The 25,712-nt window shown below is 40.0% G+C and carries 29 protein-coding genes and 2 tRNA genes; 14 read left to right on the top strand and 17 right to left on the bottom strand.

Annotated elements, in window-relative coordinates:
- Positions 1-186: 186 nt before the first annotated feature.
- The 6 genes from EDC44_RS01155 to EDC44_RS01130 form a co-directional block, all read right to left on the bottom strand.
- Positions 187-870 carry a pentapeptide repeat-containing protein gene (locus EDC44_RS01155; protein WP_131974508.1) on the bottom strand — a complete coding sequence of 228 codons (684 nt, stop codon included), beginning with the start codon at positions 868-870 and terminating at the stop codon, positions 187-189.
- A 12-nt stretch (positions 871-882) separates the two neighbouring features.
- A complete protein-coding gene (locus EDC44_RS01150; RefSeq protein ID WP_131974506.1) occupies positions 883-1,983 on the bottom strand; it encodes a tetratricopeptide repeat protein in 1,101 nt (366 codons plus the stop codon).
- A gap of 13 nt (positions 1,984-1,996) precedes the next feature.
- On the bottom strand, positions 1,997-3,508 hold the full coding sequence (locus EDC44_RS01145) for a DUF4384 domain-containing protein (protein WP_243647869.1): 1,512 nt from the start codon (positions 3,506-3,508) through the stop codon (positions 1,997-1,999).
- Between the two features lie 146 nt (positions 3,509-3,654).
- On the bottom strand, positions 3,655-3,921 hold the full coding sequence (locus EDC44_RS01140; protein WP_243647868.1) for a hypothetical protein: 267 nt from the start codon (positions 3,919-3,921) through the stop codon (positions 3,655-3,657).
- 160 nt (positions 3,922-4,081) lie between these two features.
- Positions 4,082-4,489, bottom strand: coding sequence for a hypothetical protein (locus EDC44_RS01135; protein ID WP_131974500.1), 408 nt, complete (start codon positions 4,487-4,489; stop codon positions 4,082-4,084).
- A 68-nt stretch (positions 4,490-4,557) separates the two neighbouring features.
- Positions 4,558-4,917, bottom strand: coding sequence for a hypothetical protein (locus tag EDC44_RS01130; RefSeq protein WP_131974498.1), 360 nt, complete (start codon positions 4,915-4,917; stop codon positions 4,558-4,560).
- A 314-nt stretch (positions 4,918-5,231) separates the two neighbouring features.
- On the opposite strand from EDC44_RS01130, the gene EDC44_RS01125 reads away from it, so the two are divergent.
- The 3 genes from EDC44_RS01125 (at position 5,232) to EDC44_RS01120 (ending at position 6,704) form a co-directional block, all read left to right on the top strand.
- On the top strand, positions 5,232-5,585 hold the full coding sequence (locus EDC44_RS01125) for a recombinase family protein (RefSeq protein ID WP_207896667.1): 354 nt from the start codon (positions 5,232-5,234) through the stop codon (positions 5,583-5,585).
- Between the two features lie 194 nt (positions 5,586-5,779).
- The gene (locus tag EDC44_RS13400; protein ID WP_424275957.1) at positions 5,780-5,920 is read left to right on the top strand and encodes an IS1/IS1595 family N-terminal zinc-binding domain-containing protein; all 141 of its coding nucleotides are present in this window, start codon (positions 5,780-5,782) and stop codon (positions 5,918-5,920) included.
- Positions 5,898-6,704, top strand: a complete 807-nt coding sequence (locus EDC44_RS01120) for an IS256 family transposase, variant Zn-binding type (RefSeq protein WP_424275955.1) — start codon at positions 5,898-5,900, stop codon at positions 6,702-6,704. The genes EDC44_RS13400 and EDC44_RS01120 overlap by 23 nt, the downstream gene beginning before the upstream one ends.
- A 208-nt stretch (positions 6,705-6,912) precedes the next feature.
- Here the strand turns inward: EDC44_RS01120 and EDC44_RS01115 are convergent.
- The 5 genes from EDC44_RS01115 to EDC44_RS01095 all read right to left on the bottom strand — a co-directional run bounded on the left by EDC44_RS01115 (position 6,913) and on the right by EDC44_RS01095 (position 9,201).
- Positions 6,913-6,999 (bottom strand) — tRNA-Leu (locus EDC44_RS01115).
- Positions 7,000-7,005: 6 nt separating this feature from the next.
- Positions 7,006-7,081, bottom strand: a tRNA-Gly gene (locus EDC44_RS01110).
- Between the two features lie 115 nt (positions 7,082-7,196).
- Positions 7,197-7,754 (bottom strand): CDP-diacylglycerol--glycerol-3-phosphate 3-phosphatidyltransferase, encoded by a 558-nt coding sequence (gene pgsA, locus EDC44_RS01105; protein WP_131974494.1) that lies wholly within the window; start codon positions 7,752-7,754, stop codon positions 7,197-7,199.
- A 116-nt stretch (positions 7,755-7,870) separates the two neighbouring features.
- Entirely contained in the window at positions 7,871-8,707 is an 837-nt protein-coding gene (purU, locus tag EDC44_RS01100) for a formyltetrahydrofolate deformylase (protein ID WP_131974492.1), read from the bottom strand.
- An 83-nt stretch (positions 8,708-8,790) separates the two neighbouring features.
- Entirely contained in the window at positions 8,791-9,201 is a 411-nt protein-coding gene (locus tag EDC44_RS01095) for an H-NS family histone-like protein (RefSeq protein ID WP_131974490.1), read from the bottom strand.
- A gap of 222 nt (positions 9,202-9,423) precedes the next feature.
- Between EDC44_RS01095 and EDC44_RS01090 the strand changes: the two genes are divergently transcribed.
- Positions 9,424-10,956 carry a Na+/H+ antiporter NhaC family protein gene (locus tag EDC44_RS01090; protein ID WP_131974488.1) on the top strand — a complete coding sequence of 511 codons (1,533 nt, stop codon included), beginning with the start codon at positions 9,424-9,426 and terminating at the stop codon, positions 10,954-10,956.
- 44 nt (positions 10,957-11,000) lie between these two features.
- On the opposite strand, the gene EDC44_RS01085 is transcribed toward EDC44_RS01090, so the two are convergent.
- On the bottom strand, positions 11,001-11,903 hold the full coding sequence (locus EDC44_RS01085; RefSeq protein WP_131974486.1) for an ATP-grasp domain-containing protein: 903 nt from the start codon (positions 11,901-11,903) through the stop codon (positions 11,001-11,003).
- A gap of 142 nt (positions 11,904-12,045) precedes the next feature.
- Between EDC44_RS01085 and EDC44_RS01080 the strand changes: the two genes are divergently transcribed.
- The 7 genes from EDC44_RS01080 (at position 12,046) to EDC44_RS01050 (ending at position 16,845) form a co-directional block, all read left to right on the top strand.
- Positions 12,046-12,309: a GrxA family glutaredoxin gene (locus EDC44_RS01080; RefSeq protein WP_131974484.1), complete on the top strand. Its 264-nt coding sequence runs from the start codon at positions 12,046-12,048 to the stop codon at positions 12,307-12,309.
- 142 nt (positions 12,310-12,451) lie between these two features.
- A complete protein-coding gene (gloA2, locus tag EDC44_RS01075) occupies positions 12,452-12,853 on the top strand; it encodes an SMU1112c/YaeR family gloxylase I-like metalloprotein (protein ID WP_131974482.1) in 402 nt (133 codons plus the stop codon).
- 69 nt (positions 12,854-12,922) lie between these two features.
- Positions 12,923-13,804 carry a co-chaperone DjlA gene (gene djlA, locus EDC44_RS01070; RefSeq protein WP_131974480.1) on the top strand — a complete coding sequence of 294 codons (882 nt, stop codon included), beginning with the start codon at positions 12,923-12,925 and terminating at the stop codon, positions 13,802-13,804.
- Entirely contained in the window at positions 13,804-14,412 is a 609-nt protein-coding gene (locus EDC44_RS01065; protein WP_131974478.1) for a DUF2238 domain-containing protein, read from the top strand. Before djlA ends, EDC44_RS01065 begins: the two co-directional genes overlap by 1 nt.
- A complete protein-coding gene (gene dusC, locus EDC44_RS01060) occupies positions 14,403-15,329 on the top strand; it encodes a tRNA dihydrouridine(16) synthase DusC (RefSeq protein ID WP_131974476.1) in 927 nt (308 codons plus the stop codon). Before EDC44_RS01065 ends, dusC begins: the two co-directional genes overlap by 10 nt.
- Positions 15,330-15,399: 70 nt before the next feature.
- Positions 15,400-15,873, top strand: coding sequence for a transcriptional regulator ArgR (argR, locus tag EDC44_RS01055; protein ID WP_131974474.1), 474 nt, complete (start codon positions 15,400-15,402; stop codon positions 15,871-15,873).
- Positions 15,874-15,960: 87 nt separating this feature from the next.
- Positions 15,961-16,845 carry a TIGR01777 family oxidoreductase gene (locus EDC44_RS01050; RefSeq protein WP_131974472.1) on the top strand — a complete coding sequence of 295 codons (885 nt, stop codon included), beginning with the start codon at positions 15,961-15,963 and terminating at the stop codon, positions 16,843-16,845.
- Positions 16,846-16,857: 12 nt separating this feature from the next.
- On the opposite strand, the gene EDC44_RS01045 is transcribed toward EDC44_RS01050, so the two are convergent.
- Entirely contained in the window at positions 16,858-17,472 is a 615-nt protein-coding gene (locus EDC44_RS01045) for a riboflavin synthase subunit alpha (protein ID WP_131974470.1), read from the bottom strand.
- A 57-nt stretch (positions 17,473-17,529) separates the two neighbouring features.
- Between EDC44_RS01045 and EDC44_RS01040 the strand changes: the two genes are divergently transcribed.
- Together EDC44_RS01040 and EDC44_RS01035 are read left to right on the top strand one after the other, a co-directional pair.
- Positions 17,530-18,924, top strand: coding sequence for an MATE family efflux transporter (locus EDC44_RS01040; RefSeq protein WP_131974468.1), 1,395 nt, complete (start codon positions 17,530-17,532; stop codon positions 18,922-18,924).
- Positions 18,924-19,964, top strand: a complete 1,041-nt coding sequence (locus tag EDC44_RS01035) for a Gfo/Idh/MocA family oxidoreductase (RefSeq protein ID WP_131974466.1) — start codon at positions 18,924-18,926, stop codon at positions 19,962-19,964. Before EDC44_RS01040 ends, EDC44_RS01035 begins: the two co-directional genes overlap by 1 nt.
- Positions 19,965-20,046: 82 nt before the next feature.
- On the opposite strand, the gene EDC44_RS01030 is transcribed toward EDC44_RS01035, so the two are convergent.
- The 4 genes from EDC44_RS01030 to EDC44_RS01015 all read right to left on the bottom strand — a co-directional run bounded on the left by EDC44_RS01030 (position 20,047) and on the right by EDC44_RS01015 (position 24,388).
- Positions 20,047-20,499: a PTS sugar transporter subunit IIA gene (locus tag EDC44_RS01030; protein ID WP_131974464.1), complete on the bottom strand. Its 453-nt coding sequence runs from the start codon at positions 20,497-20,499 to the stop codon at positions 20,047-20,049.
- 10 nt (positions 20,500-20,509) lie between these two features.
- Entirely contained in the window at positions 20,510-21,865 is a 1,356-nt protein-coding gene (locus EDC44_RS01025; protein WP_131974462.1) for an MFS transporter, read from the bottom strand.
- A gap of 76 nt (positions 21,866-21,941) precedes the next feature.
- A complete protein-coding gene (locus EDC44_RS01020) occupies positions 21,942-23,549 on the bottom strand; it encodes a xylulokinase (protein WP_131974460.1) in 1,608 nt (535 codons plus the stop codon).
- Positions 23,550-23,608: 59 nt separating this feature from the next.
- Positions 23,609-24,388: an SDR family oxidoreductase gene (locus tag EDC44_RS01015; RefSeq protein WP_131974458.1), complete on the bottom strand. Its 780-nt coding sequence runs from the start codon at positions 24,386-24,388 to the stop codon at positions 23,609-23,611.
- A 191-nt stretch (positions 24,389-24,579) separates the two neighbouring features.
- Between EDC44_RS01015 and EDC44_RS01010 the strand changes: the two genes are divergently transcribed.
- Complete coding sequence (locus EDC44_RS01010; RefSeq protein WP_131974456.1) at positions 24,580-25,692, top strand: ROK family protein; 1,113 nt, start codon at positions 24,580-24,582, stop codon at positions 25,690-25,692.
- Positions 25,693-25,712: the final 20 nt, after the last annotated feature.

Raw genomic sequence — 25,712 nt, 5'->3', positions numbered from 1 at the left:
GACAAGTTTTTTATTCATTTTCAAAAATAGGGGTTAAAGCCTTATACTATAAGGCTTTAACCCACTTTATAGCAACTATTTTGTCTATTACACCATTTTATTATTTCAATATAATTTCACCTACTCTTCTTATTTAGAAAATTCTTTATAAACATAATCTTATGCTCTTTTTCTGCCCATCAAAATTTACCAAACAACATTTTTAGTATTAGCATCACTTAAATTAGCGTTGGTTAAATCCGCACCACTAAGAATAGCACCTTCTAAATTTGCTTCTGAGAAATTGGCATTGATTAATATGGTATTTTTCAAATTAGCATTCTTTAAATTAGCGTTGCTAAAATCAGCATTAGTAAAATCAATCCCAGATAAATTTTTACCAGCAAAGTCTCGCCCCACTAAATCAGCATTAACAAAACTTCTACCATTACCAAATAAGCTTGAGGTAACCGTTGTCGTTGTTACCGTTTTTCCATTAACTACTGTAGTTACAGAAGAATTATTTGTCTGTTCGGTATTTCCTCGATAATTTTTATCTGTATTAGAGGAAACCTTATTTTTATTACTTTCAGTCGTTGTTAAAACTTTAGCACCTTTATTACCATTTACTGATACCTTGGTTTTGCCGTTTCTGCTGTTTACGGAGATATTGACCGTTTTACCGTTTACAGTAACTACTGTGCCATTACGTACAGTATTCTTTTTCCCTGAAATTGTTTGTATGGATTCCCCTCCATTCGTGGAAATATTTATTGCAGAACCGTTAACAGATACGGATTGTACGTTATCTTGCGCAAATGCGGTGAGCGAGATGCAAGAAGCGGAAAGTATCGCAACTAAGCGAGAATAATAAGAAAAACGGGTGGACATAATAAAGCTCCTTTATTTGACTGAATTTATTTGATTTGTGGAAACCGGTGTAATGGATAATAAGTTATCTAAAGGGTCGTCTTCGGCTAAATTGAATTTATTCATCACATAATTTGCGTTGCCGCGGTCTTTAGCCGACGGTAGAATGATGGACGGTGTCGGCACCAATGTGGCGGTTTCCTGCAACCACAAAGTGTTTAGATTTCCTTGTTGGGTTTGTTTAGACAATAAAATCGGCAATATTCGTTTTGCCTGTTCATTTCCTTGCGAGGCGGCTAAACGGTACAAACGAATCGCCTCGCCGAAATTAACGCTAACTTCGACGCCTTTATGATATCGACGTGCCAGTTCATAGCTGGCTTGTCCGTCACCGCTTTGCGATTTGGCGCGCAAGTCTTGCAGATATTCCGTTTTTGACGAGGTTGAAATGGTTTTTGCCAATTCCTGACTGCCGCTATCGATAATTTTTTTATTCTTTTGCGCGGCGTGGCTGCCTAATTGAATGGCTTTGTTATTCCATTGAACGGCTCTGTCGAATAATCCGCGTCGATAATATTGATTGGCGAGCATATTGGCGGCAAGCGCATCGCCCAAATCGGCCGCCTTATTGAATAAACGTTCTGCCGGCAAATTGAATTGTCCGGAACCGTCTTTATGTAGTTCCAGCAGACCGAGTAAATAATAGCCGCGCGGAAAACCGAATTTAACCGCTTGTTGCAGATATTTTTCTGCTTCCTTATAATTTGCCGCCACGCCGTAGCCCATACCGAGCAAATAACCAGCGGCCAGCATGCTGTGCGGATTATTTCTTTGCGCATAGAAAGCGAAGATATGGTAAGCGGAATCGTAACGTTTCCGTTTATAATCTTTATAGGCATTATTTAATACTATAAATTGATCCGTTTCTTCTTCATCATCTTCATTTTCCGCCGGCTCTTCGGTTGAATTTTCTGTTGCCGCTACGCCTGTGTCAGCGGACGGAGGTACATTTGTAGCGGGTGGCAACGGTTGCTTCAGGACGATTTCCGTCCGCCCGACGGTGCTACATAAATAAAGTAATGCGGCGATAACGGCGGTTAGCATTAAGCGGCTTACTTTAAATAATTTGTTCATCACACCCTCTGTATTAATTAATTTTATAAGCGATTTTTTGTTCGCCTTTAATCGTATCACCGAACAGATTATGCAGTTGATCCGACAACTGGTCGAGACTTTGCACTCTTATCGGCGTTAACGGCTGTCCGAAAGTTTGTTGCAGTCTGTTATTCAGAGAGGAATAAGAAGCTATGCACAAGACCGCCTCGTTCCCTTTATTGCTTAAATCCAAAGAGAAGGCGTTACCGTTGGGTAAACGTAACGGCGCATCGGGCGATACGGTGTTTTCCGCCTGCAGCGGATTAGGGTAAATCTGCGCAATACTGTTTTGCGAATCCTGATAGAAACAACTTACATGTGTTGCCGGTTTATCGGCGTTTACAGCGAATTCCAGTTTGTCGCCTACCCGATAAGCTGATTTATTCGGATTGATACTCAGCCCGATAGGCGCACTGGTGTCGGAATTGAAATACGGGTAGCCTCCGCGGGGTTCTTCTTCCGTATTAGAATCCGCCGAGCTCGCGTCCATACCGGTTTTACGAATATTGCCGCTGGCATCGACCTTGGCGTAATTTTTCATAATGCGCTCATAACTTTCAAAGTTGATAAAGCCGGACGGTGTCGCATTATTGTCTTTCTGGAATAACGCTAATGCCTGTTTGAGTTTGGCCGAGCTGCAACCGTTGACCTCGCCGCCGTAATAGCCCAGATTTTTCAACCCGGTTTGGAAGAATTTCACCCGTTCCCGTTCGCCCATCGAATCAAACCAGTCCAGTAATTGTCTTTGAAATTCCGGATGCGACTGATCCAATGATAAACATTGCCAGTAAGGTACTCTGGCGAATTTACCCACTAATTCGATCATCCCTAAATCCGTTAATGTTCGTACCGCCGCACCGACACCTTGCGACAGGTTTCTTTCGAATGAAAACTGTACTCCGACCTTTCTGATACGCGCGCCGCCGTCAAAGCCGAAACCTTTATTGGCGGCGACGATTTCATTAGCCGAATCGATACCGGGATACAAAGTGCGGGTGAGAAAATCTCCGATATGCAGCTCCATACCCAAGGCGGTGGTCATTAAATCGCCCGAAACACCGGCTTCTACGTCGTCGTCAACGGAAACACCGGCAGTGGCATTATTGGTAAGAATATTCTGATCCACATAAGAAATGGCACCCGAAATGTAGATCTGAGGTGCCGGGATTTGCATATTGCCGGTCGGTAACAACAGATTGGTAAGCGTTTGAACAGTATCTTGTTTGAGCGGATTCACTTCGAAATCCACGACCTTAAAAGCGCCGCTTTTGCGCGACATCTGAGACAATGAGGTGACGATCATATCGTTTGCAGCGACCAGCGCTTTGGTCGAAGCGTCGTTGATAGTTTTTATCGCAACGATGGTTTCACCTACATTGCTTTGTGCCAGCAAGTCATCCATACAACTTAGACTATCGCTGAAACTGGTCATTGCTCTGACGGGTTCGGATACCGGTCTGGTATGGGTAGTGGTCGATTCAATCTCCGCTTTATTGTCGTGCAACTGCGTTCCCGTAGAGCATCCTATCAAGTTAACCAGAAGAAAGTATGAACAAAAAGTACATTTGAAATTCATTAGAATATTCTCAATATTATTATTGGTATGAGTAAATATTAATTACTGTGTAAATAACTATCGCACTATTTCATTTATTTACACAGGCTAATGATGTCGCCTTTTACTACAATGATTTTATTAGAGTTATTATTTGGTCCGTAACGACCGGAGCTAACCCCTTTCTGAGCGGTCGTTGTACCTATATTGGTATTACAGGTTTTCGAGCCTACGCCGCTTACACCGGAATTCGTAGTGGTCGTCGAACTTTCATCATCGCCTTCCATCGCGGCATAACGACCGATACGAGACCAGTTTTGCGCCTGAACGGAATGTATTTTAGCCCTGTCCAGCGGCGACATGCCTTTTCGCGGAGCCAGTTCCGAATTGGCGGCTAGAACTTGTCCTGTATATAAACAAAGTGCAACGATCGAGGTATAGAAAATTTGCTTTTTCATTATCTTGTCCTCCGTAAAAGTTATTAGGAAATAATAAAATATTATTTCCTAATAGAGCGTCTAACTATTCACCGTTATTTGATGATAAGTTTTGAGTGGATTTACTACCGCCGACTGCGGTATTGGCTACGGCACCCTGAATATTGGTGGATTGAACGTTGTTACCGCCGATATTCACTTTACCGCTGTTAGACGACAAGTTTTGTACGGCTTTACTGCCGCCAACCGCGGTATTGGCTACGGCGCCCTGAATATTGGTGGATTGAACGTTGTTACCGCCGATACTCACTTTACCGCTGTTAGACGACAAGTTTTGTACGGCTTTACTGCCGCCAACCGCGGTATTGGCTACGGCGCCTTGTACGTTGGTGGATTGTTTATTATTGCCACCGATGGTAACTTTAGCATTTACACTCATAGATAACGCTATTGCCGAAACTGCGATTAAAGTTGCTTTTAGAACATTTTTCATGAGAGATTCCTTAAAATATTGATTTAATGGAATGATTATAAATCATCGTTTTTCCGGTTAAAGATGCTTTAATCTTTAACGACAGAACCGATATTAACCTCGGATTTACCTCCCGAGGACGAATTAACGATACTTCCCACCGAAACGGTTTGTTTAACCGTGCCGCCGTAATTAACGGAAGAACCGATATTGATAGCCGCCTTTCCGCCGCCGCTTGCGGAGTTAATCAAAGAACCGTTTACGATAGCCGTTTGATCATTATTCGAACCGACGCTTCGACCTACTGCGGAAGCAACATTGATAGAGGCTTTACCTCCCGAAGAGGATTGATTAATGACACTACCTTTGACCGTAGCCGTTTGAATAGTTGCTAATGTAGGAAAAGCGAGCAGCATCATACAAAAGAGAGTAATTTTATTTCTTAACATGAGACATCCCTTGAAAAACTGATTATGCCTAATAAATAGGCTGCTACATTTTTTTAAAAGTTTCATTTATTTTTCCTAAATATATAAAGCACCTCCTTTTTTACATTGAAATATATAAAGTTTGGTATAAAGTAAAAGTCATGAATTCCTTGTAAATAGAATGAATTAGCAGAAATGTAAGTAATCAAGATGATGAGTTTTATGTATCTGGTTCAACCAGTAATTTATCTTGCAATGATTGCTCAAATAATAAACAACAACTCTAAAATACAATGGTAGTCTGGTAATAATCAAGTACCGTAAAAGTAAACGAAGTGAGTATTTTCGCATTAGAAATTCTATTAATACTGAATGAATATAATGTATCCAATAAAAAATCTGACCCAATGTCGATGGCTCTAGTTCATTTGCTCGGTTTATTTGCTGAACTTGAACGTAGTTTTATTGTTGAACGAACTCAGGAAGGAAAACGAGCAAAAATTGCAACAGGTAATCTTGCTGCAAAAGATGGCAGACCGTCAAAAACCATTCTCGAGGTAAAACAAAAGATTTGTTCCGAACTTCAAAATGGCGCCTCTTTGACGGAAACGGCATTCAAGTACAATATATCCTGCGCAACTGTTTCTAATATTAAAAGGACGTTTAAAGCACTAGCACAAGGTGAATAAATTACTTGGAGCACACCATATTTGGGCATTATAATATACAAATTAAATTTTATGGCTGTAATAATGCTCAATAAATCCAAATCCCCAACACTTTTTCCAAAATATCAAAAACTGGTGTAATAGACAAAAATGTGGGAAAAAGTGTGGTTAAAGCCTTATACTACAAGCCTTTAACCACACTTTTTGAAATATGAATAAAAAACTGTCCATATTGCCAAAATTCTACTCTCCATAAACATGGCAAGAAAAATAATATTCAACGTTACAAATGTCCTTATTGTAATAAAACCTTTACCTTCAAAAATAAATTAAATCCCGCAAATAATTTGGTTTAATTATTCGCAAGGAAAGCAAACCTATAAAGAACTCGCTATTAAATATAAATGTTCCGTCAGAACTATACAAAGATATATTGATAAAGCCCCTAAAGCAGCATTAGAAGCACCTATTTCAACGTATTTAAATATCATTATGGATACTACATTCTTTGGTCGAGAATTTGGTGTTTTAGTCATAATGGATAGCCTTAGTGAAAAGGTAATTTATCACCAGATTGTGAAAACGGAACGGGATGAATATTATCAAAAAGCTTTAAATAAACTGAGAGAAAAAGGCTATGTAATTCAATCAATTACTTGTGATGGGCGTAGAGGTTTATTGAAAGATTTATTTGATGTCCCTATCCAAATGTGCCATTTTCATCTCGTTGCGATGGTTATGAGAAAGCTCAGGAAAAAACATAAATCTTCAGCAGGAAAAGCACTTAAAATACTTGTTAAAACATTAAAGGAAAGCAGTAAAAATGAATTTTATCGACGTTTGCATTATTGGTATTTAAAACATAAAGATTATTTAGAAGAACGCTCAGATAAAGCGAATGAAAGAGGTTATTTCCCTTATAAACATAAAGGCGTAAGAGGTGCTTATGCCAGTCTTAAATATTATGAGAAATATTTATTTACCTTTGAAAAATATGCTGAATTAAATATTGAAAGAACGACAAATAGATTGGAAGGACTATTTAGTGAATTAAAGCGAAGATTAATAAATCATAATGGTTTAAGTAAAAAGCATAAGATTATGTTTATAAAGGATTTTCTAAATAAGAAGAGTAGGTGAAATTATATTGAAATAATAAAATCCCACATTTTTGTCCATTACACCTAACTTTAATAGAGTTAATCTACAATAAATAAGGAGTTCAAGCTCCTTATTTTTAATTTTAAGAGCTGAGCTTTAAGTATAGCGATATAAGGTAACGCCATAATAAACTAATAGGCTGCAAATATACGTGAATTTAAATGAAAAAGTCGCTTGTGTGACTAGATGGTGCCCGAGGGCGGACTTGAACCGCCACAGCTCGAAAGCCGAGGGATTTTAAATCCCTTGTGTCTACCGATTTCACCACTCGGGCTGAGAATGGAGCGGGAAACGAGGCTCGAACTCGCGACCCCGACCTTGGCAAGGTCGTGCTCTACCAACTGAGCTATTCCCGCATTGAATTACTTATCATGAATAAGTGCGGTGCATTTTACTGATTTTTTTTAGTCAGTCAAATATTATTTTTAATATTTGTGTTATTTGCTTAAAAACACTGCAAGTTTACTTTGTTTATTTTTCAATATTATCAAGCAGGCTGCCTTTTGCAGCCTTAAGGTACTGCCACATAGACCAAACCGTCAAGATAGCCGCGATATACAATAGCACAATACCTAAAATTTCCATTTCCGGCGTATGACGCCATAATAAACCGCCCAGTGCAAGCATTTGTGCCGTTGTTTTTACTTTTCCCATCCAAGACACCGCTACACTGCTTCGGCTACCAATTTCTGCCATCCATTCACGTAAAGCCGAAATAATAATCTCTCGGGAAATCATGATTATGGCCGGAATCGTTACCCAAAACGAATGTTGATATTCAACAATCAATACTAATGCTGCCGATACCATTACTTTATCGGCAACGGGATCAAGAAATGCACCGAATCGGGTGGTTTGTTTCCATTTTCGAGCCAGATAGCCGTCTAACCAGTCGGTCACAGAAGCAATAAAAAAAATTAATGTGGTAACAAAGGGCGACCAACTGAACGGTAAATAAAAAACAATAATAAAAACAGGAATCAGTACAACTCGAAAAAGGGTTAAAAACGTTGGAATATTCAGTTTCATAATGGCACCTGAGAGAAAATATTAGCGTTTTTATTGTAAAACAAAATTTAAGATATTAATAGAATTTAACAAAAAGCCACCGCACTTTTATTAAAATTAAGTTTGGTGGCTGAAAATCAGAGCACAATAGTTTTATTTTGGAAGACAAAAATTCTATCGTGCAATGCTAAATCAAGTGCACGGCTTAATACTGTTTTTTCAACATCCCGCCCGGCTTTCATCATTGCTTCGGCATTATAGGTGTGATCGACATTAATCACGTTTTGCATAATAATCGGGCCTTGATCCAATTCATTATTGATAAAATGAGCGGTCGCACCAATAATTTTCACGCCACGTTCATACGCTTGGTGATACGGTTTAGCACCGATAAATGCCGGCAAGAACGAATGATGGATATTAATCACCCGATTTGGATAACGTGCCACAAATTCCGGATTTAATACTCGCATATATTTTGCCAAAATCACTAAATCCGGATTGTAATGATCAATTTGTTCCGCTAAGAGTTTATCGTGCTCTACGCGCGTTAATCCTTCATGGCTCACTAAGTGGAAAGGAATCTCAAACCGTTCAACCAATTCCTGTAACGTCGGATGATTGCCTATAACCGCAGCAATTTCAACATCTAAGCCGCCATAATAATTTTTCATTAAAATATCGCCTAAACAATGTGCTTCTTTAGTCACAAGAATAACAATTCGTTTTTTCTTCATGCTGACCAAACGATTATTTGTTTCTGGAGGCAAACTATATTTTAAATCTTCCAATAACATGGCTTCATTAAAAATACCTTCTAATTCGGTACGCATAAAAAAATGGCGTGTTTCAAAATCTACGAATTCATTATTATGTAGGATATTTAATTGATGTTTATAACAAATATTAGTGATTTTCGCGATTAATCCTTTATCATCCGGACAATCGGTTAATAGAATTTTTTTTTCAATCATTATTGTGATTACATCTCTTATAATTATAAAAAAGTGACAAGTCATGTTCAAAACAGACTTGCCATTTAGATGATTAAAATAAATTATTTTATTGCAAAATCAGATAATTTTTTACCTTCATTCAACGCAACTTGAATTTCACGTGGTGTTCTGCCTTGACCTGTCCATGTTTTTGTTTCGCCGCTTGCCGTCACAAATTGATATTTTGCCGGACGAGCCGCCATTTTTTTTCTTGCTTTTTTAGGTGCAACATCGCTTAAAAAAGCATAGAATTCTTCCGCCGTTACACCATCTTGTTTTAATAATTCTTTATATTTTAACAAACGTTCTTGGCGTTCTTTTACCGCTTGTCTTTCTTGTTGTATTTGTTGACGTTTTTCTTCAACAACCGAAGTGAATTTTTCTAATGCGATTTCCAGTTGTTCAAGAGTGGTTTCACGAGCCAATACACGTAAATTACGAATATTTGATAATGTTTTTAATACATCTGACATATTGTGCCTTCCTTATTATTTAAGAATATTTATTTAAATTTCTCTGCAAGTATAAATATTATTTTTTTTATATTCAATATGAAGATTAATATATTTTTTCATAAAAAAGAGAGAGAATTTACCGGAATATGTGCTTTCTGTCTTGGCAGATTCTCAATATTGTTGTAATCTTCTAGGCTTAATTAGATAACTTTCAGATAACGTAAAGAACCAGGTATTTATATGAATTTAATTGATTATTCCACATCGTTGTGGTCTGTTGTGCCGCCATTGTTGGCATTAAGTCTCGCTATTGTCACCCGTCGAGTATTAATTTCTCTCAGTGCGGGTATTATTATCGGTGCATTAATGTTGACCGGTAATCTGCTTGACAGCCTTACTTACTTAAAAAACAACATATTATTTCTCGTCTATGATAGCGAAAAGTCCGCTTTAAACAGCAATAACATCAATATTATTATTTTCTTATTATTGCTCGGAATTTTGACCGCACTTTTAACCGTTTCGGGCAGCAGCCAAGCCTTTGCTTTATGGGCGCAAAAGCGTATTAAAAATCGTCGCGGTGCAAAATTAGTGGCTGCCGGATTGGTATTTTTCACTTTTATTGATGATTATTTCCATAGTTTGGCCGTGGGTGCGATTGCACGCCCTGTTACCGATAAATTCCATGTATCCCGTGCAAAATTAGCTTACATTTTGGATTCTACCGCCGCACCTATGTGCGTATTAATGCCGATTTCCAGTTGGGGAGCGTATATCATCACACTTGTTGCAGGTTTGCTAGCCGCTCACTCCATTACTGATTATTCACCTATCGGTGCATTTATGGCCATGAGTGTCATGAACTTCTATGCGATTTTCTCGATAATTATGGTGTTCTTTGTCGCTTATTTCTCTTTTGATATTGGTCCGATGGTACGCCACGAACGCGAAGCAATGCGAGCAACAACCGAAGTGGAAGAATTAACGGTTGAGCACGTTAAAGGCCGCATGCGTAACCTAGCATTCCCAATCGCCGCGCTCATTGTGGCTACCGTATTCATGATGATGTACACCGGTAATGAAGCATTAGCCGCCGATGGTAAACCATTCTCTGTATTAGGTGCGTTTGAAAACACGACGGTAGGAATTTCACTTGTGTTTGGTGGCATAGCGTCGTTATTAGTCTTAACGCTTTGTATCATAGCAGGTCGCCATGTAAGCCTTCCGGAATACGGTAAAGCAATCTTGTTAGGTATGAAATCCATGTTAGGTGCGATTGCTATCCTACTATTCGCTTGGACAATCAATAACGTTGTGGGCGATGTTCAAACCGGTAAATATCTTTCAACTTTAGTTACCGGCAATTTAAGCGTTGAATTACTTCCGGTATTACTCTTCTTGCTTGGTGCATTAATGGCATTCTCAACGGGAACAAGCTGGGGAACCTTCGGTATTATGTTGCCAATCGGTGCAGCCATCGCAGCTAATGCCGCCCCTGAATTATTATTGCCTTGTTTATCGGCTGTAATGGCCGGTGCGGTATGTGGTGACCACTGTTCTCCCATTTCAGACACCACGATCTTATCCTCAACCGGGGCAAAATGTAATCATATGGATCACGTTACTACGCAATTACCTTATGCGTTGACCATTGCTATTGCCAGTGCGGCAGGATATTTAACCGTTGGATTTACCAAATCCGGACTATTAGGTTTTGCCGTTACCGGTGTGGTATTAGCCGTTATTATATTCTTATTTAAGAAAAAAGATTAAAACCATTACAAACAAAAAGTTGCTCATGACGAGCAACTTTTTTATCAAAATAAACCGCACTTTTTCTCTAAATAGGCAATCATCTGCACCGCAATATCAATCCCACTGGTTTTCTCGATAAGTTCCAACCCCGGGCTGGCGTTGACTTCCAGCACCAAAGTGCCTTGCTTGGAAAAAATCAAATCCACACCGGCTACATCTAACCCTAAGGCTTGTGTCGCTTTAATAGCAATGGCTTTATCGGTTTCGCTTAATGTGATTTTTTCTGCCGAACCGCCGCGATGAAAATTCGCCCGAAATTCACCGCACTTTCCGAACCGTTGCATTGTGGCGACCACCTGATTGCCGATAATAAAACAACGCACATCCGCTCCGCTCGCTTCTGCGATAAAATCCTGTACCAGTGTTGGTATTTCATTTTGTTTCAAAGTTTCCAAAATACTCACCGCACTTTGCTTACCTTCGGCCAACATAACACCAATACCTTGCGATCCGGATAGCGTTTTGATAATACAAGGATATTGCACCTGTTGCACGCTATGCGATGGTTCAAATTCATTGCCGCTTAGCAAAGTATTCGGCACGGCAACACTCGCAGATGCCAATAATTGCAAGCTATGCCATTTATCGCGAGCCTGCAAAAATGCACTGGCATTATTTAAACAAGGTACGCCTTTACTTTGAAAGTGTCGCAACACAGCACAACCCATTTGCGTGGAAGCTGTCCCAAAACGCGGAAGCACTGCATCATAATCCGGCAATAAATAAGGCTCGGTTTCATTATTTTTTTGATAAAACAGCTCAAAGTGCGGTGCATTTTGCGAAAGTTTCAGCAACATTTTATTCGGATCTAAAATATCCATTTGATGTCCGCTCTGCTCCGCACTTTCTTTTAAACGCACACAGCTATATAAACGAGGCTCACGGCATAGCATCAGTAGTTTCATAAGATTCCTTACAATCAATATGTTACGGCCAAAATAATTGATATATTATACCAATCGCAACAATGTTGAAAATCACTTTATTATGATGAAAAAGATCCTGTAAAATAGCCAAGAATTTTTAATTATATAGAAGGAATTTATTATGTTCGTGGTTATTTTTGGTCGTCCAGGCTGCCCTTATTGCGTGCGTGCAAAAGAATTAGCGGAAAAAGTAAAAAACAGTGTAGCCGACTTTGATTATCGCTATGTGGATATTCACGCTGAAGGCATCACCAAAGAAGATTTATCAAAATCCGTCGGTAAACCGGTTGAAACCGTACCACAAATTTTCATTGATGAAAAACCGATCGGCGGTTTTACGGATTTTGCTCCGATTATGAAAGAAACTTTCGGGATTGTGGCCTGATTCACAACGATTTAAGGGGCGGCATTCGCCCCTTCATATAATGACAAACTAAACTTTATTCAGCACAGTTATTTCAACTTATTGATTTTCTTCATATTGTTACTATTTAATAACGCCAATATTTTAATGGAGATAATATAATATGAATTTCAATCAATCCCCTATTCTCGGTTTTCACCATATTGCCGTTATTGTTTCCGATTATGCAAAATCCAAAGCGTTTTACACCAAGATACTCGGTGCGGAAATTATTGCGGAAACCTACCGCACTTTGCGAAGCAGCTATAAGCTGGATTTACGTTTTGCAGATGGCAGTCAAATTGAGTTGTTTTCTTTTCCGAATCCCTCGGCACGCCCTACCACACCGGAAGCTTGCGGATTGCGTCATCTGGCATTTAAAGTGGAATCCGTGGAAAGTGCGGTAAAATATTTGCAAGAAAATAATGTAGAAGCGGAACCTATTCGTATTGATGAATTAACCGACCGTAAATTTACCTTTTTTAAAGATCCTGACGGTTTACCCCTTGAGTTTTATGAAATTTGAACTTGATAAATAGGATTTTGTCTATATTTAGGCTAAAATAATGCAATTTTTATTAATTAGGGAAATGAAATGAATTTTATCGGCAAACTTCTCGGCTTTTTTATCGGTTATCGTGTCACCGGCAGTATTTTCGGTGCTATTGCCGGTGTGATTTTAGGACATATGGCAGATAAAAAACTATACGAATTGGGTAGTGTCAATTCGTCTTTTTTCAAAAAGCCTGTAACCCGCCAATCGTTATTTATGCAAACCACTTTCGCCGTGCTAGGGCATTTGGCTAAGGCAAAGGGGCAGGTGACGACGGGAGATATCCGCCTTGCTACCAGTTTAATGAACCAAATGAATTTGGACGATAACGGCCGTCGTTTGGCTCAAGAGGCCTTTAATCGCGGAAAAGCGACGGATTTTCCCATTCGCCAGGTAATTCGTGAATTTCGTTTAGGCTGCGGCCAACGTAGCGATTTATTGCGGATGTTCTTGGAAATTCAAGTGCAAGCGGCCTTTGCCGATGGTGAATTGCAACGCGGTGAAAAAGAAGTGCTTTATACCATTGCGGAAGAATTGGGTATGTCCCGTATGCAATTCGAGCAAATGCTGGCAATGGTTTATGCTTCGCAACAATTTGCCCGCGGTGGATTTTATCACCAACAACAAGGACAATATCAGCAACAAAGCAACTACCAAGGCAGCTATCAACAAAACGGCAGTTACGGCGGTTATCGCCAATCATCCGGTCCGACCATTGATGATGCCTATAAAGTGTTAGGTGTAACCGCTTCCGACGATCAAAAAGTGGTGAAACGGGCTTATCGCCGCTTGATGAACGAACATCACCCGGATAAATTAGTATCAAAAGGTCTGCCGGAAGAAATGTTAGAAATGGCAAAAGAAAAAGCCCAACAAATTCAAGCTGCTTATGATTTAATTTGTAAATCAAAAGGTTGGAAATAATGCAGCAACATAAATTTGCCTTATTTATCGGCTTAGTAATCCTTACTGTTTCCATTTGGTCCGGTATTGAACCCCATTCAAGAGCGGTATGGTATGCGGAAGTTTTACCGATTTTTATTGTATTCGGATTATTGGTTATCACCTATCCTCTTTTTAAATTCAGCAACTTAGCTTATTTTTTAATGAGCTTATGGATGATTTTGCATTTAATCGGTGCACATTATACCTTTGAATTCGTGCCATTCGACTGGGCAAATAAATTGCTGGGTCCGATTTTAGGTGAAAACCGCAATCACTTTGACCGCGTAGCACATTATATTATCGGTTTTTACAGTTTCCCAATGGCGGAATGGTTGCTCCGCCGCAAATTGTGCGGCCCGATTTTAGCCGGATTTTTCGCCCTATTTTTTATCATGAGCGTTGCAGCCACCTATGAATTAATCGAATGGCAATACGCTGTAATTGAAGGCGGTGATGCGGGTATTTCTTTCTTAGGTTCACAAGGCGATATTTGGGATGCTCAAAAAGATATTCTGGCCGATACGCTTGGTGCAATCACAGCTTTAGTGATTTTCTACATTGCACGACCTGATAAAAAATGCGTGTAATTCTCGCTCCAATGCAAGGCGTGCTGGATCCCACTGTACGCCTGCTGCTTACTGAAATTAATCAATACGATTTATGTATCACCGAATTTGTCCGCGTGGTCGATCAGCTACTGCCGAATAAAGTGTTTTACCGTCTTTGCCCTGAATTGGAAAACGGTGGCAAAACCCTGTCCGGCACACCGGTACGCGTGCAGCTATTAGGACAACATCCGCAGTGGCTGGCAGAAAATGCACAACGAGCCATAGAATTAGGATCCTACGGAATTGACTTAAACTGTGGCTGTCCGTCAAAAACGGTTAATGGCAGTAATGGCGGTGCAATGCTGCTTAAACAACCGGAATTGATTTATCAAGCCACCAAAGCAATTCGTGCCGCAGTGCCGCAACAGCAAACCGTCAGTGTAAAAGTGCGGTTAGGTTGGGATTCCACGGATTTCGCTTTTGATATTGCCCATGCGGTACAACAAGGCGGTGCCGATGAAATTGCCATCCACGGCAGAACCAAAGCGGACGGTTATCGTGCTGATCGCATTAATTGGGCAAAAATCGGCGAAATTCGCCAAAAACTGACCATTCCGGTCATTGCCAACGGCGAAATCCGGCAATGGCAAGACGGACAAGATTGTTTAAAAACCGTGGGTTGTGATGATCTTATGGTTGGTCGCGGAGCATTAAACATCCCCAATCTCAGCCTAGTATTAAAGTATAATCACGCTAAATTGCCGTGGGCTCATATTCTGCCTATACTACAAAAATATGCTCATCTGGAAAATATTCATGATACCGGTTTTTATCACGTTGCCCGTATCAAACAATGGCTCGGTTATTTGAAAAAAGAATATGCAGAAGCCACCGTACTTTTTGAAAAAATCAAAACTTGTCACGATAAAATTGCGTTGAGAGAACGATTGTCTTAATAAAAATCCATTTACTTTTTATGAATTTTTATGCACAATTTATTCATTTAAACTCGATAAAAAACATAAAATGAACACGGAAACCAAACTACAAGACAATCTGATCTCCGCATTTAAGGGCTTGTTAGCACAAGAAAAATACGGTTCGCAAGGGGAAATTGTAACGGCGTTGCAGGCATTGGGATTTGAAAATATCAATCAATCCAAAGTGTCTCGCATGCTCAGCAAATTCGGTGCGGTACGTACCCGCAACACCCGAATGGAAATGGTATATTGCCTACCGAACGAACTCAGCGTGCCGAACACCAGCAGTCCGCTGAAAAATTTAGTGTTGGATATTGACCATAATGATGCCTTAATTGTAATTAGAACCAGTCCCGGTGCGGCACAGTTAATTGCCCGCTTGCTGGATTCCATCGGCAAATCCGAAGGTATTTTAGGTACGATCGCCGGTGACGATACAATTTTTATCACACCGACCAAAACGCAGGATATTCATCAAATAATGAAAAATATCAAAGTGTTATTTGAAACATCCTTGTAATCAACTTGATAATCAAAAAGTGCGGTGATAAAAAACAACGTTTTTTAGAAACGGCCTCATAAAAGGTGAAGATGGTGAGTAATTTTTATGAATATTTTAATAACCGGAGCAACCGGCATGGTAGGGCGAGCATTAACCGCCCGACTGCTAAAAAATGCCGATAAAATCACCGCATTTTCTCGTTCTATTGATAAAGCCAAACAAATATTAAGTAGCCAAGTAGATGTCGTTACCCATCTTGATATGGATTTTTCTCAATTTGATGCTGTGATCAATCTGGCAGGCGAACCGATTTTTGATCACTACTGGACAGAAACGCAAAAACAAAAATTATGGGACAGCCGTATCAATCTCACCCGTACATTAGCGGAAAAAATCAATCAAGCCACACAACCGCCACATATCTTTATTTCCGCCTCTGCGGTGGGATTTTATGGTGATTGCGGTGATAATGCCGTCACAGAATCTCATCCAAGTGGAAACAGCTTCACTGCCCGGCTTTGTGTCGAATGGGAAAAACAGGCATTACAGGCAAACGGTCGAGTTTGCCTCATCCGCACATCAAATATTTTAAGCCACAGTGACGGTATGTTGACAAAAATCCTGCCCTTATACCAATGGGGACTGGGTGGCAAACTGGGTTCCGGCACACAATTTATGTCTTGGATCCATTTGCAAGATATGGTGAACGGCATTATTCATTTATTGCACCATCCTACTGCTCAAGGTGCATTTAATTTTTCCGCCCCAAATCCGGTACGCAATGGAAAATTTAATCAAATCTTAGGAAAATGCTTAAACCGACCGCACTTTCTCCCCATTCCGGCATTTGCATTGAAACTCGTATTTGGCGAACGGGCTTACTTGTTATTGGACAGCGTACAGGCTGTACCAAACAAATTATCAGAAAGCGGATTTATATTTGAATTTGAAAAATTAGAAAATGCCTTACGACATTTACTGCACAAGTAAAACATCTCAATATTACTCATTTTTCATTGCCAAATACCGCTCCACCGTATCCACAATGGCTTGCGTTTGCGGATCGATTTCAATATTTACCAAAGATCCCACCGCTCTTTTGCCGATTAACGTACGGTGCAAAGTTTCGGGAATTAAATTCACACAGAAAGTATCACCTTTCACTTCACCGATAGTCAGGCTGATACCGTCAATGGCGATAAATCCTTTGGTGAGAATATATTTCATCATATCTTGATTCGGCAGTTTAAACCAAATTTGCAGATTATTATCCGAAGAAATGATTTCGCTGACTTCCGCCGTGCAATAAACGTGACCGGAAAGAATATGCCCGCCGATTTCATCACCCATTTTCATTGCCCGCTCAATATTGACAAAATCCCCTTTTTTTAAACCGCCTAAGTTGGTGATTTTCAACGTTTCTGTCATTAAATCAAAATCCACCAAATCATCGTGGATTCCTGTCACCGTCAAACAAACTCCGTTATTCGCCACCGAAGCCCCGATTTCCAAACCATCCAGTAATTCTTGTGGTAATTTTACGGTGTGTGTTCTAAAATTAGCTTTTTCAATAATGTGTTGAATTTGAGCCGTACCTTGCACAATTCCGGTAAACATTGTGTTCTCCTTATTTTTAATAAAATTTTTCTCATTATAACGTAATTCGGAATATTTATGAAAACCAGCTTTCACTTTCTTGATTATCATCAACAGGCAAAAAAATTAATCGCTATCGCTCTGCCGATTTTATTTGCTCAAATTGCTCAAAATTCAATGGGATTGGTAGACACCATTATGGCCGGTAGGGTGAGTTCGGCAGATATGGCGGCAATTTCCGTGGGAGCCTCCATTTGGTTTCCACTGGTGTTATTCGGTCACGGTTTGTTATTGGCATTGCCGCCGACGATTTCTTATTTAAACGGTTCAGGACAACGCAAACGCATTGCCCATCAAGTACGTCAGGGCATTTGGATTGTGATTGCCGCGATGATTCCCTTGGGATTAATGATTTTTCACAGCGACAAAGTTATTCATTTTATGCAGATGGAAGACAAATTGGCTGATATTACCATTCGTTATTTGCAGGCAATGATTTGGGGATTGCCCGCTTATTTGCTAATGATAAATTTCCGTTGTTTAAACGACGGTATCGCCAAAACCAAGCCCGCAATGGTGATCACCATTATCGGTTTATTGCTTAATATCGTGTTAAATTATATTTTTATCTACGGCAAATTCGGTGTGCCTGCTTTTGGTGCGGTAGGTTGCGGCATTGCAACGGCAATTGTGAATTGGTCAATGTGTTTTATGATGATCGGTTATTGTATTAAAGCGGAAAATCAACGAGATCTGAAAATCTTCGAACAAATTATCGAAAAACCGAATTGGAAAACGCTGAAAAAACTACTAAAACTCGGATTCCCGATTGCTGTGGCATTATGTTGTGAAGTTGCCTTATTTGCTCTCACTTCCCTGTTTTTATCGCCGTTGGGCTCTAATGTGGTGGCGAGTCATCAAATCGCCTTAAATACCAGTTCTCTGATCTTTATGTTACCGATGTCGTTAGGAATGGCAACCACAATTTTAGTAGGGCAAAATTTAGGTGCAAAATCGGCAGACAATGCGAAGAAAACAGCTTATGTAGCCATTGCCGTAGGGCTTTCTATTGCATTGGTGACGGCTTTAATTACAGTGTTATTCCGCACCAGTATCGCCTCTATTTTCGTGACAGATCCGGAAGTAATTGCAATGGCGGGAATGTTGCTGTTAATTTGTGCCTTATATCAATTTTCCGATACAATTCAAGTGGTTGTCGGTGGTGCGTTACGCGGTTACAAAGATACCAAAGCCATTTTATACATCACTTTATTTTGTTATTGGATTATCGGCATGCCTTTAGGCTATACGTTGGCAATGACTGATTTTATCGTTCCCCATTTAGCGGCTGAAGGCTTCTGGATTGGTTTTATCGTCAGTCTTACCTGTGCAGCAATATTATTGGTGTACCGTATGCGAAAAATCCAAGCCATGCCAGCCGAATATTTAATCGAACTTGTAGGAAAAAAATAATGAATAAAATTATCAATGTAGGAATTGCGGGCTTTGGAATGTCGGCTCGCACATTTCATGCCCCGTTTTTACACCGTGATCCCCGTTTTCAAATTAAAAAAGTGTTGGAACGCAGCACGGAAAAAGCCAAAGAAAAATATGATTACGTAGAAATTGTGCGGGATTTTACCGCACTTTTAACAAATGATATTGATTTAGTGATCATCACCACGCCCAACCCTACTCACTACCCAATGGCTAAACAAGCTATTCTCGCAGGCAAAAATGTGATTGTGGAAAAGCCGCTGGCAATTACTGCGAAACAAGCTTCAGAGCTGGCATTGTTAGCCAAACAGCAAAATGTGACACTGTCGGTATATCAAAACCGCCGTTGGGATAACGGCACATTAACAGTGAAACAAATCGTCGCAAAAAATCTGTTGGGCGAGATTGTGGATTATGAAATCCGTTTTGACCGATACGCCAAAAGCAAAAATGTAAAAGCATGGAAAGAAACCGGCGAACAAGGCGTAGGATTGGTTTACGATCTAGGCGTACATTTAATGGATCAGGTCATTGATTTATTCGGCAAACCTACCGCACTTTATGCTGATGTCCGCTATCAACATAAAAGTGCTTTAAACGATGATAATTTCCGCATCACTTTCTATTATCCCGATAAAAACGTGGTGATGTGTGCCGGCAAATACAGCCGTGAAAACACACCGCATGTTGCACTGCACGGCAAGCTGGGTTCTTACATCAAACAAACCATAGACAATCAAGAAGCATTGCTGATTGCCGGCACAGAACCTGCGGGCGATTGGAATGTGGAAAGCGATGAACATTGGGGCATTTTACACACGGAAATCAATGATAAAATCATCCGTCAAAAATACCCGACTATCACCGGCAATTATCAGGCTTATTACGATAATATTTATGATGTGTTGACAAATAACGGCAATTTGATTGTCACCGCAGAACAAGCGGCGTTTGTGCTATCGTTAATTGAAAAAGTCTATGAAAGTGCTAAGTGCGGTGTAAGAATAGACATATAATACTTTTAAGCAACGAAAGTGCGGTCAAAAATTTTTGAAAATTTCGACCGCACTTTAATTTTAAATATCAGTTTTAAAAAAGTTATAACTTAACTTGAATGGATTCTGTATCTCGAACAAAAATATGCTGATTCTCATTATTTAGCGTAATTTTGATATCGGGATTGGCGAATACGATTGGTGAAATAAGCTCTTCCGGAGAATCTCCTAATTTATTTTTATCTACATAAACCAGCACATCGCCTTGTTTAACTTGAGCGTACTTTTCCACTTGCATGCGGAAAGCCTTCGGTTTACCCGCGGAATTTAATCCGATATGAATTAACACTTCCATACCGTCATCACGGCGGATAATAAAGGCATGTCCGGTTGGAAATGCGGCAATAACAATACCATCAAATGGGCTGACCACCACTTCGCCATCAAGCTGAATGGCAAATCCATCACCTAAGACTTTACTTGCAAAATTTTCATCCGGCACTTGGTTAAGTGCTAACAATTTGCCCGACATAGGAACAGCAAAAGATAGATTCATAGATGACTCCTTAGTTAGTTTGTGCGTAAGCGAGTTGTTTTCTGCGTAAATCTAGCACACGGGTCATTTCACCACGTAAGCTATCCAATTTGTAGAAAGACATTAAGCCAATAATGCAAACACTGATAAATGCAGGGAGCCAGATATAGCAGATTTCAATGCTGGTTAAGGCGGATTCGCTTTGTGCCACGTTTGCAATATAGCCACCGGCTTCTAAGATATAACCAATTGCCAATCCTGCCACACCCATACCAAATTTCACGAAGAAACCTTGCATTGAAGCGATCATACCTGGAATGCTGCGGTTTTTCTCAAATTCAGAATAATCGATCACATCAGGCTGAATAGCGAAAGTTACACCGAAAATACCGTACATACCCAAGCCTGTGATGGCAAGGCTGATAAGTTGTAGTGTTAATGAATCTTTACCTATATACGCAATAGCATCGCCCCCGAGATAGAGTAAACAACAAGCAATAATGAGCGTACGTTGTGTAAAGGCTTTTTGTAAGCGAGGGAGCAATAATAGGATTGGTAACCCCGATAAAATACCGAAGAAACCGACGAAAGTAAGCCAACTGGTACTTTCTAAGTTATAAGTGAAGTAGTAAATCACTGAGGTGTTACGTACAACAAACAATCCAAAGTAGAAGAAATTGACTAATACTAAAATCCATGTTTGTGCGGTTAAGCCACGAAAATCGTCCCATACGGAAGATTTTTCAGTGCGAACTACCGTTGGCGGTACAACTTCTTCGGTTTGAGTAAAGGTGAAAAAGAAAATACACATTGCCAATAAACCGTAGATGGTCATTGTGATTAAGTAGCCTTGTTTGTAATCACCTTGTCCGAAAAAATCCACTAACGGTTGAGTAATCCCCATTACCACGGTCGTACCAAGTAATGCACAAATCATACGGCTTGCAACTAAAATGTTGCGTTCATTCACATCGGAAGTGAGGCGTGGCACAATGGTGTTGAGCGGAATGTTTACCACAGTGTAAGCAAAAGATAACATAATATAAGTAACATACGCCCACACAATTTTGCCCGCAGTGCCGAAATCCGGCACATAGAAAGTTAATGTAGTAAAAATAGCAAACGGAATCGCACCGATAACAAAATAAGGGCGACCTGATCCCCAACGAGTTTTGGTGCGATCCACCACCAAGCCCATTAACACATCAGTTAAGGCATCAAGTAAACGGGTAGATAACATCATTGTTCCGACCACAGCCGCCTCAATGCCGAATACATCGGTATAGAAGAACATTAAGTAAGATGCCATCGTACTAAATACAAGATTACACCCGAAATCGCCAAAACCGTATCCAATCCGTTTTAGCCAGACATTTTGTGTTCGCATAAAAACTCCTCAATAATTAGGAAGTAAGTAATTTAAAATGAGGTATTTTGCAAGGCATTCATACCTCATTTCACTATTATCGATTGGCAAAATCCGCAGCTAGCCGTTCGATAGGTAAGCCATTTTGATAACGCTGAATAAAGCGTTCATAGCCTGCTGTCCATTCCGCTTGCGGTTGCACGATATTATCTTGCGAGTGAACAAAAACCTCTTGATCAAGATATTGCCCCAAAGTGCGGTCAGTTTTGTTTGCTTTTATACCAACATAAGCGGCAAGTAATGCAATCCCCCATGCTCCGCCTTCACTCGCAGTTTCCATTACTGCCACCGGCACATCAATGGCATTGGCAAGCACTTGTTGTGCCACCGCTTTACTCTTGAATAAGCCACCGTGGGCAAAAATCTTATCAATTTTGACCTGCTCTTTTTTGGTGAGTGTATCCATACCTAATTTCATTGCACCGAAAGCGGTATAGAGTTGCACCAACATAAAATTAGCAAGACTAAAATTGGCTTTTGCAGGGTGCAAGAACAACGGACAGCCCATCATCAAATCTACCCCGTGTTCACCCGAATAGAAACAGTAAGAAAGCAAATTGCCACTGTCTGGATCAGCATTAAGTGTTTGCTCAAATAATGTGCCATAAAGTGCTTCACTGCTCACATTGCAGTTAAAACTGCGTAACACCTCATTGAACAGTTGTATCCATGCGTTGAGATCGGAACTGCAATTTTGCGAATGTGCCATTGCTACAGGGTCACCTGCTGGGGTAGTTACCATATCTAAATCACGATAAAGTTGAGAAAGAGGTTTTTCTAATACCACCATTGCAAAGGCTGACGTACCAGCGGATACGTTACCGGTTTTCACTTTGATACTGTTGGTTGCCATCATTCCCGTACCTGCATCGCCTTCCGGCGGACACATCACACAGCCTGCTTGCAATGTCCCTGTTGGATCAAGTAATTTCGCCCCCTTTTCACTTAATTTACCCGCTTGTTCACCTGCGACTAGCACGGTTGGTAGAATATCGGCAAGTTTCCAATCGAAATGCTGATCTGCAACCAATTGATTGAAACTGGCAAGCATTACACGATCATAATCGTGGGTTGCCGCATCAATTGGGAACATACCTGATGCATCGCCAATACCAAGTACTTTTTCACCACTTAATTGCCAATGAACATAGCCGGCAAGGGTGGTGAAAAAAGCAATCTCTTTGGTATGCTTTTCTTGATTTAGTATCGCTTGATACAAGTGAGCAACGCTCCAACGGTGAGGTATGTTGTACTGAAATCGCTCGGTAAGAATATCGGCGGCTTCGGCAGCAGTGTTATTACGCCAAGTACGAAATTCGACAAGCTGATTATCGTTTTTATCAAACGGAATATATCCGTGCATCATCGCGCTTACACCAAGCCCTGCTAATTGCGTGAGTGGCGTGTCATATTGTTGCTGTACATTGAGGCAAAGATCACGATAACAGGCAGCAATCCCTTGCCAAACCTCGTCCAGTGGATAAGTCCAGCTCCCATTGACGAAATGGTTTTCCCATTCAAAACTACCCTTGGCAACTATATTTCCCTTTTCATCAATCAGAACGGATTTGATCCGTGTCGAACCTAATTCAATCCCTAAATAAGTCAGCCCATTTTCAATGATATTTTTTGCACTGTTACTCATTTGATTTTCCTATATGAAGTGAAACACTATCCATTGAGAGAATGGATAGTGTCAAAGGATTAGAAGCAAGTGAACGCACCGTCCACAATAAAATCAGAACCGCTGGTAAAGTTACTGGTGTCACCAGCCAAATATACGCAAATTGATTGCAATTCTTCCGGTGTACCTAAGCGGTGCATTGGTGCCATCGTATTCCATTCTTTAATGAGTGGCTGTAAATCTTTGGAATTTAAGGTGAGTTCTGTACCGATATAACCCGGGCTTAAACTATTCACACGAATATTGTGCTTCGCCCATTCGATAGCAAGCGATTTGGTTAATTGAATCACCCCTGCTTTGGAAGCGTTATATGCACATTGTGGTTGTGGTACATTCACAATATGAGCTGACATTGATGCTGTGTTGATAATTGAACCGCCTGTACCTTGCTCAATCATCAATTTTCCTGCCCCTTGTGCAGTTAAAAATACGCCTGTAAGATTGACATTGATCACTTTTGACCACTGTTCAAGGGTCATCTCTTCGGCTGGAATATTCATACAAATCCCCGCATTACAGAAGGCAATATCTAATTTGCCAAATTCCTGTTTGATCACCGCAATTAAATTTTCAACACTAGCAGGATCGGTGACATCCGTTTTCACTGCAATGGCTTTTACTTTCTCTACCGTCATAATTTCCGTAGCGGTTTTTTCCGCTTCAACAATATCGAAATCAGCAATCACTACATTCGCTCCGGCTTGTGCAAACGCGGTTGCCACGCTTTTACCAATACCTCTTGCACCACCCGTTACAAAAGCGGTTTTACCATCTAAACGCATTTTTTCTAAAATACCCATCTTTCTTCTCCTTAAAACTGTTTTTTAACCATCTTTTATAAAATAACTTTATAAAAGTAGCTTTAAAATACTCTTGCTTATTCTTATTTGCAAGAGACTTTTATAAAATGGATTTAATAAAAGGGAACTTTTTATCAATTTTGTGATATGATTCACAAAATTTAGCGAGTTTTAAAAAGCGAATTAGCCAAATGAATACCATCATAGATATTAAACAAAACAATTATCAAAACATTTACCGATTATTTTTTCAATACGATAAAGTATCTAAACAACAAATAGCCCGATTTTTAAATCTAAGTTTACCGACGGTAGTAAATAATATCGGTAAATTGAACAAGGAAGGAAAAATTAGAGAATGTGGGCAATTAGAATCGCAGGGCGGACGACCGGCGATCGCTTATGAACTAGTGAAAGATGCACATATCGCTATTGCGGTAGAAATTCAAAATACGCAAATAAAATGCGCCGTACTCAACTTACTCGGTGAAATCATGCTGCAAAAAAACAGCGAGTTTACCTTTATCGAGGAACAATCCTATACATTAACGCTGATACAAGCTATCGATCAATTTATTACCGAAAGTCGGTATGCCAAATCACAAATTCTTGGAATCGGATTATCCGTACAAGGTATTGCCGCCAAAGACGGCAAATCAATGCTATACAGCAAAGCCTTTCCTTCTGACAATTTTGACATTCCGACCTTAGATAACCATTTCGACTTACCGGTAATGCTTTTTCACGACGTAAAATGTGCCGCTACCGCCGAATTATGGAAAGCCAAATATCTTAATGATGCAATTTATGTGTTTATCAGCGAACATCTGGGTGGTGCACATATTATTAATAATCAGATCGATCTCGGTAAAAACGGTTTTGCCGGCGCATTTGAACATTTGCAAATCTATGACAACGGCAATGCTTGCTATTGCGGACAAAAAGGCTGCTTAGAAACTTATTGTTCACTCTCGGCATTATTGCAAAAAAATGAAAGCGAAGAACAATTCTTTGCACAACTAAGACAAAAAGATTTTCATTATCAGCAACGTTGGGACATTTTTTTAACCAACCTGGCAAAAGGACTTAATGCGGTTTATCTTTTGCTCGAAAGGGATATTATTCTAGGTGGAAAAATTGCCCCCTATCTTAAGGATGAGGATCTCGTCGTACTTAAGCAAAAAATGGAAAGTTATGCGACTTTTCCGCAACATGATCTCAACATCAGTATTGCACAACAACAAAGTTATTCAACTCTCATCGGGGCGGGACTTTATTTTATTAAAAAGGGGCTTAGGAAGTAAAATTCATTTTAAAGGAGGAT

The organism is Cricetibacter osteomyelitidis, assembly GCF_004340985.1.
GTDB classification, from domain to species: Bacteria; Pseudomonadota; Gammaproteobacteria; order Enterobacterales; family Pasteurellaceae; genus Cricetibacter; species Cricetibacter osteomyelitidis.
Note: the sequence above shows the minus strand (reverse complement) of the source record. Positions and strands in the feature narration are given on the sequence as shown.